The sequence below is a fragment of the Hoylesella oralis ATCC 33269 genome (genome assembly GCF_000185145.2).
Lineage (GTDB): Bacteria > Bacteroidota > Bacteroidia > Bacteroidales > Bacteroidaceae > Prevotella > Prevotella phocaeensis.
On the sequence record NZ_GL833119.1, the window covers coordinates 348,728 to 363,997 of the forward strand.

15 protein-coding genes and 1 tRNA gene are annotated in these 15,270 nt (G+C 45.1%); 6 read left to right on the forward strand and 10 right to left on the reverse strand.

The window, feature by feature from the left end:
• Positions 1 to 15: 15 nt before the first annotated feature.
• Both HMPREF0663_RS04145 and HMPREF0663_RS04150 read right to left on the reverse strand, forming a co-directional pair.
• Entirely contained in the window at positions 16 to 1,101 is a 1,086-nt protein-coding gene (locus tag HMPREF0663_RS04145; RefSeq protein ID WP_004368969.1) for an endonuclease/exonuclease/phosphatase family protein, read from the reverse strand.
• A gap of 15 nt (positions 1,102 to 1,116) precedes the next feature.
• Positions 1,117 to 2,052 carry a rhomboid family intramembrane serine protease gene (locus HMPREF0663_RS04150; protein ID WP_004368970.1) on the reverse strand — a complete coding sequence of 312 codons (936 nt, stop codon included), beginning with the start codon at positions 2,050 to 2,052 and terminating at the stop codon, positions 1,117 to 1,119.
• A gap of 208 nt (positions 2,053 to 2,260) precedes the next feature.
• Here HMPREF0663_RS04150 and HMPREF0663_RS04155 point away from each other — a divergent pair, with 208 nt between their 5' ends.
• Positions 2,261 to 2,536 carry an HU family DNA-binding protein gene (locus tag HMPREF0663_RS04155; RefSeq protein ID WP_016665398.1) on the forward strand — a complete coding sequence of 92 codons (276 nt, stop codon included), beginning with the start codon at positions 2,261 to 2,263 and terminating at the stop codon, positions 2,534 to 2,536.
• 55 nt (positions 2,537 to 2,591) lie between these two features.
• On the opposite strand, the gene HMPREF0663_RS04160 is transcribed toward HMPREF0663_RS04155, so the two are convergent.
• The 8 genes from HMPREF0663_RS04160 to xerA form a co-directional block, all read right to left on the reverse strand.
• A tRNA-Gln gene (locus HMPREF0663_RS04160) sits at positions 2,592 to 2,662 on the reverse strand.
• A 62-nt stretch (positions 2,663 to 2,724) separates the two neighbouring features.
• Positions 2,725 to 4,026, reverse strand: a complete 1,302-nt coding sequence (tyrS, locus tag HMPREF0663_RS04165) for a tyrosine--tRNA ligase (RefSeq protein ID WP_004368972.1) — start codon at positions 4,024 to 4,026, stop codon at positions 2,725 to 2,727.
• 62 nt (positions 4,027 to 4,088) lie between these two features.
• A complete protein-coding gene (gene yidD / locus HMPREF0663_RS04170; RefSeq protein WP_004368973.1) occupies positions 4,089 to 4,340 on the reverse strand; it encodes a membrane protein insertion efficiency factor YidD in 252 nt (83 codons plus the stop codon).
• Positions 4,337 to 4,735 (reverse strand): ribonuclease P protein component, encoded by a 399-nt coding sequence (rnpA, locus tag HMPREF0663_RS04175; RefSeq protein ID WP_004368974.1) that lies wholly within the window; start codon positions 4,733 to 4,735, stop codon positions 4,337 to 4,339. Before rnpA ends, yidD begins: the two co-directional genes overlap by 4 nt.
• Before the next feature lie 16 nt (positions 4,736 to 4,751).
• On the reverse strand, positions 4,752 to 5,501 hold the full coding sequence (locus HMPREF0663_RS04180) for a uroporphyrinogen-III synthase (RefSeq protein ID WP_004368975.1): 750 nt from the start codon (positions 5,499 to 5,501) through the stop codon (positions 4,752 to 4,754).
• 10 nt (positions 5,502 to 5,511) lie between these two features.
• A complete protein-coding gene (locus HMPREF0663_RS04185; protein ID WP_004368976.1) occupies positions 5,512 to 6,528 on the reverse strand; it encodes a DUF4271 domain-containing protein in 1,017 nt (338 codons plus the stop codon).
• A 10-nt stretch (positions 6,529 to 6,538) separates the two neighbouring features.
• Positions 6,539 to 7,795 (reverse strand): methionine adenosyltransferase, encoded by a 1,257-nt coding sequence (gene metK / locus HMPREF0663_RS04190; protein WP_016665400.1) that lies wholly within the window; start codon positions 7,793 to 7,795, stop codon positions 6,539 to 6,541.
• A 402-nt stretch (positions 7,796 to 8,197) separates the two neighbouring features.
• Positions 8,198 to 9,151: a site-specific tyrosine recombinase/integron integrase gene (xerA, locus tag HMPREF0663_RS04195; protein WP_004368981.1), complete on the reverse strand. Its 954-nt coding sequence runs from the start codon at positions 9,149 to 9,151 to the stop codon at positions 8,198 to 8,200.
• 281 nt (positions 9,152 to 9,432) lie between these two features.
• Here xerA and aroQ point away from each other — a divergent pair, with 281 nt between their 5' ends.
• The 5 genes from aroQ (at position 9,433) to HMPREF0663_RS04220 (ending at position 15,217) form a co-directional block, all read left to right on the forward strand.
• Positions 9,433 to 9,876, forward strand: coding sequence for a type II 3-dehydroquinate dehydratase (aroQ, locus tag HMPREF0663_RS04200; RefSeq protein ID WP_004368985.1), 444 nt, complete (start codon positions 9,433 to 9,435; stop codon positions 9,874 to 9,876).
• On the forward strand, positions 9,869 to 10,501 hold the full coding sequence (locus HMPREF0663_RS04205) for an O-methyltransferase (protein ID WP_004368987.1): 633 nt from the start codon (positions 9,869 to 9,871) through the stop codon (positions 10,499 to 10,501). Before aroQ ends, HMPREF0663_RS04205 begins: the two co-directional genes overlap by 8 nt.
• A 102-nt stretch (positions 10,502 to 10,603) precedes the next feature.
• A complete protein-coding gene (locus tag HMPREF0663_RS04210; protein WP_004368989.1) occupies positions 10,604 to 13,426 on the forward strand; it encodes a M16 family metallopeptidase in 2,823 nt (940 codons plus the stop codon).
• 177 nt (positions 13,427 to 13,603) lie between these two features.
• Complete coding sequence (gene rbfA / locus HMPREF0663_RS04215; protein ID WP_004368991.1) at positions 13,604 to 13,939, forward strand: 30S ribosome-binding factor RbfA; 336 nt, start codon at positions 13,604 to 13,606, stop codon at positions 13,937 to 13,939.
• A gap of 45 nt (positions 13,940 to 13,984) precedes the next feature.
• Positions 13,985 to 15,217, forward strand: a complete 1,233-nt coding sequence (locus tag HMPREF0663_RS04220) for an FtsX-like permease family protein (protein ID WP_004368994.1) — start codon at positions 13,985 to 13,987, stop codon at positions 15,215 to 15,217.
• Positions 15,218 to 15,270 lie beyond the last annotated feature (53 nt).

Below are 15,270 nucleotides of genomic sequence, written 5' to 3' on the forward strand. Positions count from 1 at the left end.
TTAATTGTGTATTTTTTAGGGTTTTACCCGCTTTTTGAGCCAACAATATATAGGATAATGATCACTGCTTTTCACCCGATTATCCACCTTACATCCGTATGGAACCCAATCGTTTGAACACATAATGTTATCTATGCGTACATAAAAACCGCCATGATGATAGCTTATCCCGATACCGTTACCACTCTCTACGTAGCAGTCTGTCAGGCTTTTAGCCATAATACGACGGGTATAAGAGAGTGGGCCGTCGTTAAAGTCTCCACAAAGAATCATGCTCATTCTCTTATGCTCATAGATGTACTGTGCCACAGCATCAACCTGAGGAGCTCTACGCTTCGATGCTTCAGCAAGCTTATCAATAAGTTTCTTCGACTCCTTTTCTACACATTTAGCATTCATATCCCCCTTAACCATCTCCTTAAAATTGGTTTTATCTTCCGGAGAAAGCCCGATAGACTCGAAATGATTATTGATAACGATTACAGTATCCCCGTTTATCTTTAGATAAAATGCTGCCGAATGATTGGTTTTGGAGGGATAGACTATGCGTTCTTTCTTTATAATCGGATATTTACTGTAAATGGCAAGTACATCTCCACCGTCTTTACGCCGAGAAGTATCAGCATATTGATAAAGACCATTCATCACAGAATCTGCCTTTGCTTTATATATTCCCCAGCCTTCAGCTTCTTGAAGGCATACGATATCGGCATTTTGCTCTGCAATAAACTGCAATGTGGGATTATTCTTACCGGTTTCATCCCATCCACTGAACATCCATACATTGTATGAAAGAACCTTGATCGCATTGGGGGGAACCGACCTATTTATATTCAACGGCATATAAATGCGCGTAGGATAATAACAGATAACAAAACCGAGAATGGGAATAAAAGCCTTGCGTCTCTTGAATACAAGCCAGAAAATCAAGAAACAGAAATTAAATATAAGGAATATAGGATACGATAATCCGACATTAGACAGCATGGGAAAGGCTGTTGGATTTAGATAATCAGCATATCCGACAAACAGCATCATGACAATAGTTGCTATATTTGCCCCGATTGCCATCTGCAAAGTAAACGCTTTCAGCCCTTTCATCAATCCGTCAGTTTACTACTCTTTGCTGCTATCGAAAAGTGTCTGTTTTTCCTGAGAACTAAGACTATCGTAACCACTTTTACGTATCTTATCAAGAATACGGTCTATTTCCTCCTGTCGCCTTTGTTTTTTAACGTTATAATCCCAATCGCTTTCATGCTTGTTATTCGTAGAATAGCGCTGATTATTATTCGATTTTCGCTGTGTATGGTTCTCCCATCGTGTACGCAGATTATCAAAGAATTGCTGCCCGGCAGACCTTTTATAAGCACTATCGGGATGATGTTGCCAATACTTAATCATGAAAAATCCGAAGATCATTCCCCCAAGATGAGCCACATGAGCTACATGATCGCCGGTCGAAGTAAAACTCAAGAAAAGTTCTATGCCTGCACATATCACGACAAACCACTTGGCTTTAATCGGTATTGGGAACGGAAAGAAGAACATTTTTTCTTCTGAAAAAGTCATACCAAAAGCAAGTAATATCGCATAAATAGCTCCTGAAGCTCCTACTGTAGTCCATCCGTTCAAGGCCGAACCCGCAGCTTTCACAATCGTAGTAAACTCTACGCCGGGATAATTATTGCTTGTGAAGAAATAAAACTGCATAAATTGTGCCAATTCCTGAAACAATCCGGCACCCACACCACAACATATATAATAAAAAAGAAACTTCTTTGCGCCCCATACACGCTCTACCACACACCCAAACATCCACAACATAAGCATATTAAAAAATATGTGCTCGAAGCCTGCATGCATGAACATATAAGTAAACAATTGGTAGATATGAAAATCAGGTGCAAAGAAAAAATGAAGGCCCAGTATACTATTCAACCTATAAACTGTCACACCATCATAAACATTTGCCCCGTATAACACACATAGAATAAATGCCACCACATTTATAATAAGCAGATTTCTCGTTACTGTCGGTATATTGAACATAAATATATATTTCAAATAAAGTTATTTTACAACAGCAAAAATAAGAAAAATATCCGTCTTTTAGCATAAAAACGCCTTATTATAAGATATTTTTTCATAAATAACTTCACTTTTCTTTGTTTTTTGTTTGATTTCTAAAATGTTTAACTTATATTTGCGAAGTAATAACGAAAATACCATTCTATTAATTAACAAAATAAACAAAATTATGAACAAAACAGAATTAATCGAAAAGATCGCAGCAGGTTCAGGCTTGAGCAAAGCAGCTGCAAAGAAAGCATTAGACGCAACAACAGAGGCTATAAAAGCTGCTCTCGTTGCAGGTGATAAAGTTCAGCTCATCGGTTTCGGTACATTTAGCGTTACAGAACGTCCGGCTCGCGTAGGCGTTAATCCTGCTAAGAAGGGACAAAAAATTAATATTCCGGCAAAGAAAGTTGCTAAATTTAAAGTTGGTGCAGAACTTGCCGATGCAGTAAAATAAATTGTAAGACTAATTACAAACAAAAAAGACGGTCCAAACGGATCGTCTTTTTCTGTTGTCCCAGGCGGATTCGAACCACCACTGACAGAACCAAAAACTGTAGTGCTACCATTACACCATAGGACATTTTGCGGATGCAAAGGTAGTAGATTTTTCATCTACCACCAAATTTTTACAAACATTTCTTATTACTTCACTGTAATCAAGAAATAATTTTTCTTGCCTTTCTGTACAAGTATATATTTTCCATCAATAAGATCGGCATCCGAGATGGTACTGTCGAAAGCGGTAAGTTTCTCTTTGTTCACCGAAACGCCGCCGCCTTTTACCAATTTACGCATATCACTCTTACTCTGGAAAATATCCATACCTTCCAAAGTAAAAATGTCTACCGCCTGTTGTCCAAGTTGTTCTCTTTCTATTATATAATGTGGGACACCATCAAAGATATCAAGTAACGTAGCCTCATCGAGCTTCAACAGACTCTCCTTAGTAGACTTGCCAAACAGAATATTGGAGGCTTCCACAGCCATATCGAGGTCTTCTTTCGAATGCACCATAGCAGTAACCTCTTCGGCAAGCCGTTTTTGTAACACACGGCGCCCGGGATCTTGCCGATGTTCTACTATCAAAGCATCGATAACTTCCTTTTCGAGGCTGGTAAATATCTTGATATATTTTTCTGCATCGTCGTCGCTCACATTCAGCCAGAACTGATAGAACTTGTAAGGCGTAGTACGATTACGGTCGAGCCATATATTCCCGCTCTCCGTTTTGCCGAATTTCTTGCCATCAGCCTTAGTAATAAGCGGACAAGTAAGGCAATACGCCTCGGTATCATTACCGAGCGTACGGTGAATAAGCTCCGTTCCGGTGGTCATATTTCCCCACTGATCATTGCCTCCAAGTTGCAACTTTACGCCGTATTTGCGATACAGATACAAGAAATCATATCCTTGCAACAATTGATAAGTAAACTCCGTAAACGACAATCCGTCACGTGCTTCTCCGTTAAGCCGTTTCTGCACGCTGTCTTTCGCCATCATATAATTCACCGTGATGTGCTTTCCAACCTCACGAGCAAAGTCGAGGAATGTAAATTCTTTTATCCAATCGTAGTTGTTTACCATCTCGGCAGCATTGTCACCCTCGGCTTCGAAATCAAGAAATTTGGCAACCTGTGCCTTGATTGCCTCTTGGTTGTGATAAAGAGTATCTGCATCTAAGAGATTTCTCTCCTGACTCTTGCCCGACGGATCACCGATCATACCGGTAGCACCTCCTACAAGAATGAATGGTTTATGGCCGCAACGTTGCAAATGGCGCAGCATCATAATACCGCAAAGGTGACCGATATGCAGCGAATCTGCCGTAGGATCGGTTCCCAAATAGGCCGATGCCATGCCTTTCTGCAGAAATTCTTCTGTCCCGGGCATCATCTGTGCCAACATTCCGCGCCACTTCAATTCTTCTACAAAGTTCTTTGTCATCGAATAATATTTATTATCGTATATTAAAAAATATAGTTATCGGGGCCCTCTGTCGAGGAAACTTACGGCACCGGATCATATCCGCTGCCACCCCAAGGGTTACATCTCAATATTCTCCATACGGCAAGTATCAGTCCCTTTACCGGTCCATGTTTCAGAAGAGCTTGCCGTGCATATTCCGAACATGTAGGAGTAAACCGGCACGAAGACGGAGTATAAGGCGATATGAAGTTCTGATAGAATATAACAGGGATCAACAACAACCATGTAAAGAGCACCGCAATCCAATGCCATATATGCTTCAGAACCTTCATAAGCGCTCCTTTATTCGCATCAGGAGTGCTGAGATACGCTGCTCCACCTCCTGTGTATCGTAGAGATTGTCGGCAAGCCATATAAATGCCATAAGCAGCAAACTGCCCGAAGGAACCTTCTCTACGATGATAGATTTATTTTTCCGATAGGCTTCACGCACCTGCCGTTTCACACGATTGCGTTTCACAGCATGCTTAAAATGCTTTTTAGATACGCTAACCATTATCTGCACCTTTGCCCTTTGCTCCGCGTGCTGTTCTTCAAGTTTATAAACAACCCGCAAAGGATATGCCGAAAGTGCATGACTTCCGCCTCCATTAAAAAGCGATTCTATCAGCGTACGGCTGCAAATCCGCTCTTCTTTACTCAATGTAAAAGCTCCGGATGCAGGCATTTATCATATTGTGTGTTTATTTCTTATGACTGTCAAGATACGCCTTCAGTGCACTCGTCATCGACGGGAACTCATTACTCGGGGCTTGCAAGTCGAGTCTAAGTCCTTCATCTTCCACTGTTTTAGCCGTAGCAGGACCGAAAGCACCTATTCGGATATCGCCCTGTTCGAAATCGGGGAAGTTCTTTTGCAAGGCTTTCACTCCTGTCGGGCTGAAAAACAGCACCATATCGTAATCGAAATTCTTTATTTCGTCTTCCGTAAAATCATTGCTTACCGTGCGATACATTACACACTCCGTATGTTGTAGCTTCTTTGCTTCGAGCAAAAGTCTTACGTCATCGTTGTGTACACTGCTCATCGGCACGAGATACTTCTCATTCTTATGTTTAGCCATTATCGGTATCAGATCGGCTATTTTGCCCGTCGAACCGAAAAACACCTTGCGTTTACGATATTGCACATACTTCTGAATGTAAAGTGCAATAGTCTCTATTACGCAAAAATACTTCATGTCTTCGGGGATAGTGATGCGCAATTCTTTCGCCAAAGTAAAGAAATGGTCTATCGCATGACGCGAGGTAAACACCACAGCCGTATAATCAAGAATATTTATCCGTTGCTGCCGAAATTCTTTTGCCGTTAATCCTTCTACTCTAAAGAAAGGGCGGAACACACATTCCACGCCATATTCCCTCTCGATATCATAGTACGGAGACTTGTCACTTGCCGGTTGTGGTTGTGAAACCAGTATCTTCTTCATCATCAGATATGTACTAAAAATTTACTTTCAAATAATTGCTTATCATCATCAAAACGCCACACAACGCTAAGAATGGCATCACTTCGAGTCCGCAAAAGTACAAAATAATTTGCAAAAAAGCGCCCTTTCGCCGGAAAAAGATAATGTATTCCTTGTATAAAGACAGTAATTTAACCAAGGCAATGACGATGATCGAATAAACAAACGCTGTCTCTAACGGCAGGTTGAAATACACCTGAAGCATGACAAGCGGAAACAACAATATTCCTTCCGTAGATATCAAGAACAGGTAGGACTTCATCCAAAGTTCATTATCTCTACGGCTGAAGAACACCCAATGGACAATTGCATAAAGCATTGCCTTGATAAAGAAATACAAGGCAAATACCCCAGCATAGATACCCACAATCTGATATTGCTCCAGAATAAAGGTCCTGCCCACCGAAGTAAGCGTATAAAAGAAATAAGTAAGCGAAAACAGCAGACACGTTTGCAACACAAGAAACAATTGGAAGCGCAATTCAGTCGATGTTTCACTAATAACTGTCATCTTACTTCGAGGCACATAAAAGAACTTCTTGGCCTGACGGGCTATAAACCTACGCGACTGAGCAAAGGCAACCATGGCCAATATGAAGCATCCGAGCAGCAAACCGGTAATCAAGTTATCGCCTGCAATGGTGTAAGGCACGGGATCTCCCGCCACTCCTTGCCTGCCTCCGCTCAATTCGGGATGAAACAAAGGGCTCTCAGAGAAAAAAGATTCGCGGTAATATTGCGGCAGACTCGTGTCACGGAAACTCTTCCCCACAGAGTGCCCCGGCAGGTGTAGCGTATCAGGGCGCCCGCTCCAATGTATCTCGCTCGGTTTGATGTTTGCCTGAACAGCTGAGTCTTGCTGTGCCGGCGTGGCATTCTTGGGCAACCATTTCAGCACTTGAGCGGGAGTAGGTTGCTCGCGTCGGGGTTTTACAGGTATATCAACACTTGCCTCCGATGCCGTTATCGCTATGGAATCTGTCTGTAACAACGAAACTGTTTTACAGTGAGAAGGCCTTTTTAATATCGTCTACGCGGTCGAGTTTCTCCCATGTAAAGAGTTCCACCTGCATGGTTTTCGTAGGATGATAGCGACTACAGAAGGTTTTCTCTACCACTTCGTTGCGCCTACCCATATGCCCGTAGGCCGCTGTTTCGAGATACATCGGCTGTCGGAGCTTCAGGTTTCGCTCGATCATCTTAGGTCTAAGATCGAACATCGTAGCTATTTTCTCTGCTATTTCGCCATCCGACAGCGCTACATGGCTGCGCCCGTAGGTATTTACATAAATGTTTACCGGTTTAGCCACACCGATTGCGTAACTTATTTGTACCAACATCTCGTCGCTCACGCCCGCTGCAACCATATTCTTTGCTATATATCGTGCCGCATAAGCTGCCGAACGATCCACTTTACTCGAATCTTTACCCGAGAAAGAGCCACCGCCATGCGCACCTTTACCGCCGTAAGTATCTACGATAATCTTGCGTCCGGTGAGCCCAGTATCCCCATGTGGCCCGCCTATAACGAACTTCCCCGTGGGATTAACGAAGTATTTAATGCTGCTATTAAACAATCCAAGCACTTTATCCGAATGGATTTGTGCCTTTACACGTGGCATGAGTATGTGTAAAACATCATCTTTAATCTTGGCAAGCATCGGTTCGTCAGCATCGAAGTCGTCGTGTTGCGTAGATACAACTATGGTGTCGATACGCTGGGGGACACCTTCATCGCTGTATTCTATCGTTACTTGGCTCTTAGAGTCGGGGCGTAAGTAAGTCATTTCTTTGCCCTCTTTGCGAATATCGGCAAGAGTTCGCACGATCAGATGGGCCAAATCGAGCGATACAGGCATGAAGTTCTCCGTTTCGTTCGTAGCATAACCGAACATCATACCTTGGTCTCCCGCGCCTTGATTCTCTTCCGTACCGTTGTCTACACCGCGGTTGATGTCGTCGCTCTGCTCGTGTATGGCCGAAAGAATGCCGCAGCTGTCGCCGTCGAACTGATATTCGGCCTTGGTATAACCTATGTTTTTAATCGTATTTCGGGCGATAGTCTGCAAGTCTATATAGGTATCAGACCTCACTTCTCCCATAATTACCACTTGCCCCGTGGTTACAAACGTCTCGATGGCGCACCGTGCATGGTCGTCGTAAGCCAGAAATTGGTCGAGCAGGGCATCCGATATCTGGTCGGAAACTTTATCGGGATGTCCTTCGGAAACCGATTCCGATGAAAATAAATATGCCATATCTTTATATTTTAAGAAACTTTTTAGATTTGCAAAGGTACCGTAAAATCTACAAACAGCAAAATAAAAAGCATTAAACATATATAAAGAGGTGGGAGTAGCCCATGGGGCTGTTTGCCTTTCTCCTCGTAAGAAAGAGAGGTAGAGAGGGGATCGACCGTAAGAAAAACGAAAGTTTTGAAAAAACAGGGAACAATTTCAAAGCAGACAGACCTATCGCCTAATAGCGATAGATATGCTCTCTATCCGTTACAGACGGTCTATGCAAGCCGAGCAGACCTGCCATCTAATATCGGCGCACAAAACTCTCATGCAATAAAAAGGATCGGAATTGTGCCCAAAGGCACCCAAAACGTTTCTGATACAAACAGAAAATAAGAGCGCGGAACTCATTATTTTAACCTACAAATCCGGCTTTCTGTCGGCATTCTTTTCATTGTACATAATGTTTCGGGGGTGATGGTTCAATATCTCTTCGCGCAGTGTACTTATGTCTATATGGGTGTATATCTCTGTCGTCCCGATGCTCTCGTGCCCCAACATCTCCTGAATGGCACGCAGATCGGCACCGCCTTTCAGCAGTTCGGTAGCAAAAGAATGGCGCAAAGTGTGCGGACTGATGGTTTTACGAATGCCGGCTGCCTCGGCCTGACGCTTGATCATGATGAGTATCATGGTGCGGGTAAGATGACTGCCACGGCGGTTTAAGAACACGAAATCGATTTCCCCGGGCTTTATCTGCATCAGATTGCGGTCTATGAACCACAGTTTAAGTTCCTTGATGGCCTTGGGCGAGATGGGTACCAACCGCTCCTTGTCGCCCTTGCCCAGCACCCTTACATACTCCTCTTCTATATATAAGTCCGATAATTTGAGGTTTACCAGCTCTGAAACACGCAGGCCGCACGAAAAAAGCATCTCTATAATGGCTTTATTTCGTTGCCCTTCCCACTTCGAAAGGTCGATAGAGTCTTCGAGCATGTCTACTTCAGCAGCAGAAAGAACCTCGGGCAAGTGTTCTCCTATGTGGGGCGACTCCAAGAGTTCGGTAGGATCGGCAGCGATATACCCGTCGAGCACGAGAAATCTGTAGAACGAACGAACACCGCTCAATATGCGTGCTTGCGTGGCAGGACCTACACCATGCTCGTGTATCTGTACGGCGAAACGCTCTAAGTCGGCAAGTTTAAGCTCGAAAACGTTCAGGTCTTGTTGCGCACAATAGCCGATCAACCACGACAAATCGTGCTGGTAAGCCTCCAAAGTATGGGGAGAATAGTTGCGTTCAAGTTTCAGATAACGCACGTAAGATTTCACCACATCAGTGCTGTTCGCAATCTTTTTCTTTTTTTGCATGACCGTTTATCCGCAATATAAATTATGTACAAAGATAGTGCAAGCCGAACACAAAGAAACTTGTTTCAATTTGTTGAGGTGCCGCCTATCTTATGCAAAGATAGTGCAAGTACTCTTAAACACCAAGAAACGGCCGTTTAAATCGCTCGTTTCATACGTGTAAGAGCGCCGAAAGTAATTTGTTTACGTACAACATTCACCGAAAAGTCTTTGAATTTTAATCCATTTTCCGTAACTTTGCCTGCATACATACGTAATATACCATTCAACCGTCATCGCTTATGAAGATACAAATTATCAACGGCCCTAACTTAAATCTGCTCGGAACACGCGAACCGGACATTTATGGCAATAGCTCTTTCGATGCTTTCTTGCCGGAATTGCGTGCGCAATATCCCGATGTAGAAATAGAATACTACCAAAGCAATATCGAAGGAGAACTCATCGACCGCATGCAGGAGGTAGGTTTCACCGCTGACGGCATCGTGCTTAACGCCGGTGCATATACACATACGAGCATTGCCCTGCACGACTGTATCCTGTCGCTGGCATGTCCGGTGGTAGAGGTGCATATCTCCAACGTGCACAAACGCGAGGAATTCCGCCGCAAGAGCATGATTGCAAGTGCCTGCATCGGCATAATTGCCGGCTTCGGACTGCATTCCTACAGCCTTGCCATCGCAGGCCTGCTGGCCCGTAACGAACCGTCTGCCGATAATGGATGAAGCCTTAGACCGATACATCGATAGCCATATCGATGCCGAGGGCGACTATCTGTACCGCCTCTACCGCGCCACCAACATCCATACGCTGCACGGACGGATGGCAAGCGGGCACCTTCAAGGGCGGTTGCTCCGCATGCTTGTGCGTATGATACGGCCGAATAATATCCTTGAAGTGGGCACCTTCAGCGGCTATAGCGCCATCTGTATGGCCGAGGGATTAGAAGAAGGAGGCAAAGTATGGACGTATGAGATCGACGATGAGATGGAAGAGTTCACACGCCCGTGGATAGAAGGTTCGACAGTTGCCGATAAAATCAACTTTATCATAGGCGATGCCAACGTATTGGCACCTCGGGCAGGCGTAACGTTCGATATGGCTTTCATCGACGGCGATAAGCGCACGTATCTGCAAACCTACGAAATGACGCTCACAGTGCTGCGCCAAGGCGGTTTCATCTTGGCCGACAACACGCTGTGGGACGGCCATGTAGTAGACCATTCCTATGATAACGACAGTCAGACACGCGGCATCGAAGCGTTCAACGACTTCGTAGCAACCGACACACGTGTGGAGCGTGTCATCCTTCCGTTGCGCGACGGACTGACCATTATCCGTAAAAAATAAATCTCGTTTTCAGCCCCTAAAAAGAACAAAAATCGTACGCGCTCTGTTTATTTTTTGTATTTTTGCAACACATATATTATTTCAATCCAAAATTAATACGGTATGAAAATCAGAAAATTATTACTCCTATGCCTGCTGTTTGTTGCAGGAATGGTACACGCACAAATGGAATTGCCCTCGATTCCTACGGATACAGCCGTGCGAATTGGCAAACTACCGAACGGACTTACGTACTATATCCGCTATAACAATTGGCCCGAACACCGCGCAAACTTCTATATAGCGCAGAAAGTCGGTTCTATTCAGGAAGACGAAAGCCAGAGAGGATTGGCTCACTTCCTCGAACATATGTGCTTCAACGGTACCGATAACTTTAAAGGAAACGACCTTATCGAGTATTGTCGCTCCATCGGAGTGGAGTTCGGTGGCGATCTTAACGCATATACAAGCATCGACCAAACGGTCTACAACATAGATAATGTGCCCACGAACCGCCAAAGCTCGCTCGATTCTTGCCTACTTATCTTGCGTGATTGGGCCGACGGACTGACGTTGGACCCCAAGGAAATAGACAAAGAGCGTGGGGTTATCCACGAAGAATGGCGCCTGCGTACGAGCGCAAACAGCCGTATGTTCGAACGAAACCTACCGAAACTCTACCCCGGAAGTAAGTACGGCGTGCGCTATCCCATCGGACTGATGAGCGTGGTAGACAACTTCAAGCCGAAAGAACTGCGCGACTATTACGAGAAATGGTACCACCCGCAAAACCAAGGCATCATCGTTATCGGCGACGTAGACGTGAACCACACCGAACAGATGATCAAAAAACTCTTCGGACCTATTACAAATCCCAAGAACGCACAGCCCATTGTAGACGAACCGGTGCCCGATACACCGCAGCCGATCGTTATCATCGATAAGGATAAGGAGCAACGGACGAGCGACGTAGAGCTGATGTTCAAGCACGACGTATTCCCCGATTCGCTGAAACATACCATCGCTTACATCGTGGCCGACTATGTGAAAAACGCCGCTATGTCTATGCTCAACAACCGTTTTACCGAAGCTGCACAGAAAGCAGACTGCCCTTATACAAACGCTTACGTAAGGGATGGAAGCTATATTTTTGCTAAAACGAAAGACGCATTCGATCTGGATGTAGAACCCAAAGACATAGCTCAAACCGCTCAGGCGCTCAAGGCAGCATTCATAGAAGTGCGCCGCGCGGCCGATTTCGGCTTCACTCCGACCGAATACGAGCGCTATAAAGCCAATCGATTAAGTGCACTCGACAAGGCTTACAGTAACAAAGACAAGCGTCCGAACCGCCAGTTTTTCCACGAATGTCTTGGGCATTTCCTCAATAACGAGCCCATGCCGCCCATCGAGTACACCTATGAAACGATGAAAATGATTATCCCTGCCATCCCTTTAGAAACCGTTAATCAGGCTTTGAGGGAACTAATTCCCGCCAATGACAGTAATATGGTGATCGTTAGTTTCAATAATGAAAAGGAGGGAAATGTATATCCTACCGAGGCTGGATTGTTGGGTGCAGTGAAGGAAGCACGTGCGACTAAGATCGACGCATACGTAGACAATGTGAAGAACGAGCCGCTCATAAAGACGCTGCCCAAGGCAGGTACTATCAAAAGCGAGAAGAAAAACACTAAACTGGGCTATACTGAATTGAAGCTGTCCAATGGGGCTACCGTAATTCTGAAGAAGACCGATTACAAGAAGGATCAGGTTATACTCTCGGGAGCCGGTTATGGCGGTAACTCTCTCTATGGTGCAAAAGATTACAAGAACCTGCAGATGTTCGACCAAGCGATAGGTGTCAGCGGACTCGGAAGTTTCTCCAACACCGAACTTACCAAGGCTCTTGCAGGAAAGATTGCCAATGCCGACCTGTCTATGTCTGACGAATATGCCGCCATCAGCGGTTCTTCTACACCGAAAGACGTAGAGACCATGCTCCAAATGACTTATCTCTATTTCACCAATATCAACAAGGATCAGAAAGCATACGACCAGTTGATCAGCCAATACGAGGTAAGTTTGAAGAATCGTGCACTATCTCCGGAGATCGCACTCCGTGACAGTCTCACCGCTACCATGTACGGACATAATCCGCGCCTTACGCCACTACAGGCACAAGACCTGAAAGGCATCTCTTACGACCGCATTCTGCAAATCGCCAAGGAGTGTACTGCAAACGCAGCAGCATGGCGCTTTACTATCGTTGGAAACTACGACGAAGCCGCCATTCGCCCGCTTATCTGCCGCTATCTTGCCTCTCTGCCGGCGAAAGGCAAGGTGCAGAAAGGTCACAGAGTGGCATTCCTGCAGAAAGGGAATATAGAAAATAAGTTCTTACGCAAGATGGAAACGCCCAAATCCATAGCCTATATGATGTGGTACAACGATGTTATGCCTTATTCTGTCGAAACCTCTATCAAGGCCGATATCGCTGGACAAGTGCTCTCCATGGTATATCTGAAGAAGATACGCGAGGATGCCAGTGCCGCATATGCGTGCGGTGCACAGGGTGCAGCCACCATTTCCGACAATTATCACAACGTGCAATTCTTTGCTTATTGCCCGATGAAACCGGAGAAAAAGGATATCGCTATCGAGATTATGAATAACGAATTACCCAATTTGGCCAAAGATGTAGACGCGCCAATGGTCGATAAAGTGAAGAAACTCATGCTGAAACAGGCCGACGATTCAGAGAAAAACAACGGCTATTGGATGAGGGTAATCAACCAATTCTACAAATACGGCATCGACAGCCATACCGACTACAAGAAACTCATCGAAGCACAAACGCCGCAATCTATCGCTGCTTTCGTAGCTGAGTTCCTTAAAAACAAGAATCATATCTCGGTTATTATGCTGCCGGAAGAGGCAAAATAAGCGCTCGAATATAGGATCCATAACAACAGAAAGATGCGTCGGCTATTGTTCCGGCGCATCTTTTATGATATTACACCTTATGTCTGTCGGGCACAGACCTAAGAAATAAGTTACTTAAAAGGTACTTTTATGAATAAAATCACTACCTTTGCATAAAATAAAAACAACCGTCCGATTATGCAAGAAACAAGACAGAACCGCATAGCAAGACTCCTGCAAAAGGAATTGAGCCTTATTTTTCAGAGTCAAACCCGCATGATGCACGGCGTTATGATATCGGTAACGCGCGCACGGGTGTCGCCCGATTTGAGTATATGCACGGCATATTTAAGCATTTTCCCGTCGGAAAAGAGCGACGAGATAATCCATAATATCACCAAAAACGAAAAGACTATACGCTACGAGCTGGGCACACGTGTGCATAACCAGTTGCGTATTATCCCGGAACTTCGCTTTTTCATCGACGACAGCCTCGACTATATCGAACGTATAGACGAGCTGTTAAAGAAGTAAGAACCGCCTGTCGAGACATCTATCCTGCCGCATATCCCCAAAGAAATGAACTTCCCGTTATTCGTAGCACGCCGCTATCTCTTTTCTAAAAAGAGCACAAACGCCATCAACATCATTTCGATTATCTCTGTAATCGGTGTTGCCGTGGCCACTATGGCACTTGTTATCGTGCTGAGTGTGTTTAATGGATTTTCGGATCTCGTGGCCTCTTTCCTCACTAACTTCGATCCCCAACTAAAGATTGTGCCCGTGCAAGGCAAGACAGTTCCGACCGACGATCCCGTACTTGAGCGTATCAAGCACTTCGAGGCCGTAGCCATAGCTACAGAATGCATGGAAGATCAGGCACTCGCCACATATCAGGATAAGCAGCAGATGGTTACGGTAATGGGCGTAGACGATAATTTTTCAGAACTTACCCACATTAAGGAAATACTCTATGGCGATGGAGAATTCGAATTGCATGCCGCCAACTTGCAGTACGGAGTGATAGGTGTACGCTTGGCACAGCTGTTGGGCACCGGCGCCAGATGGCAGGGTTATATAAAGGTATATGCACCGAAACGCAACGGTCAGTTAGACTTGTCGAACCCTTACGACGGCTTCACGGTAGACTCGCTCTTATCGCCCGGCGTGGTTTTTGCCGTAAACCAAGCCAAATACGACAAAGATCATATCATCACATCGCTGGCGTTTGCCCGTAATCTCTTCGGTCAACAGGGCCGGATATCATCGCTTGAACTGCGGCTGAAAGCCGGGGCCGACTTCGACAAAGCCAAGAAGCAACTGCAACAGATAGCCGGAACAAAGTATAGAGTTCTCGACAGATTCGAGCAACAGGCAGATACTTTTCGCATCATGCAGATAGAGAAAATCATTGCCTATATATTCCTCACGTTTATCCTTGTCGTGGCATGTTTCAATATTGTAGGCTCGCTCTCCATGCTCATCATCGACAAGAAAGACGACGTAGTTACGCTGCGTAATCTCGGTGCCAACGATAAACAAATCACCAAGATCTTCCTTTTCGAGGGCCGGATGATATCTGTAATCGGAGCAGTCATCGGCATCGGCATCGGTCTGTTGCTCTGTTGGCTGCAGCAAACCTACGGCATCGTGGCCTTGGGCAGTAGCAGCGGCAACTTCGTAGTGAATGCCTATCCCGTGAGTGTGCACTATTCAGACGTGCTGGTTATCCTTTTTACGGTCGTTGCCGTGGGGTGGATGGCTGTTTGGTACCCCGTCCGTTATTTCAGTCGTCGCCTTCTGACCGACTGAAACAAACAAAACACCTGTTTTACACCATAGTTCTATGCCGGTTAGGAGTATCG

What these genes read in the sequence shown, in the direction of transcription:
- HMPREF0663_RS04145 (WP_004368969.1), bottom strand. Translation starts at nt 1,101, where the DNA reads ATGAAAGGGCTGAAAGCGTTTACTTTGCAGATGGCAATCGGGGCAAAT.
- HMPREF0663_RS04150 (WP_004368970.1), bottom strand. Translation starts at nt 2,052, where the DNA reads ATGTTCAATATACCGACAGTAACGAGAAATCTGCTTATTATAAATGTG.
- HMPREF0663_RS04155 (WP_016665398.1), top strand. Translation starts at nt 2,261, where the DNA reads ATGAACAAAACAGAATTAATCGAAAAGATCGCAGCAGGTTCAGGCTTG.
- tyrS (WP_004368972.1), bottom strand. Translation starts at nt 4,026, where the DNA reads ATGACAAAGAACTTTGTAGAAGAATTGAAGTGGCGCGGAATGTTGGCA.
- yidD (WP_004368973.1), bottom strand. Translation starts at nt 4,340, where the DNA reads ATGAAGGTTCTGAAGCATATATGGCATTGGATTGCGGTGCTCTTTACA.
- rnpA (WP_004368974.1), bottom strand. Translation starts at nt 4,735, where the DNA reads ATGCCTGCATCCGGAGCTTTTACATTGAGTAAAGAAGAGCGGATTTGC.
- HMPREF0663_RS04180 (WP_004368975.1), bottom strand. Translation starts at nt 5,501, where the DNA reads ATGATGAAGAAGATACTGGTTTCACAACCACAACCGGCAAGTGACAAG.
- metK (WP_016665400.1), bottom strand. Translation starts at nt 7,795, where the DNA reads ATGGCATATTTATTTTCATCGGAATCGGTTTCCGAAGGACATCCCGAT.
- xerA (WP_004368981.1), bottom strand. Translation starts at nt 9,151, where the DNA reads ATGCAAAAAAAGAAAAAGATTGCGAACAGCACTGATGTGGTGAAATCT.
- aroQ (WP_004368985.1), top strand. Translation starts at nt 9,433, where the DNA reads ATGAAGATACAAATTATCAACGGCCCTAACTTAAATCTGCTCGGAACA.
- HMPREF0663_RS04205 (WP_004368987.1), top strand. Translation starts at nt 9,869, where the DNA reads ATGGATGAAGCCTTAGACCGATACATCGATAGCCATATCGATGCCGAG.
- HMPREF0663_RS04210 (WP_004368989.1), top strand. Translation starts at nt 10,604, where the DNA reads ATGAAAATCAGAAAATTATTACTCCTATGCCTGCTGTTTGTTGCAGGA.
- rbfA (WP_004368991.1), top strand. Translation starts at nt 13,604, where the DNA reads ATGCAAGAAACAAGACAGAACCGCATAGCAAGACTCCTGCAAAAGGAA.
- HMPREF0663_RS04220 (WP_004368994.1), top strand. Translation starts at nt 13,985, where the DNA reads ATGAACTTCCCGTTATTCGTAGCACGCCGCTATCTCTTTTCTAAAAAG.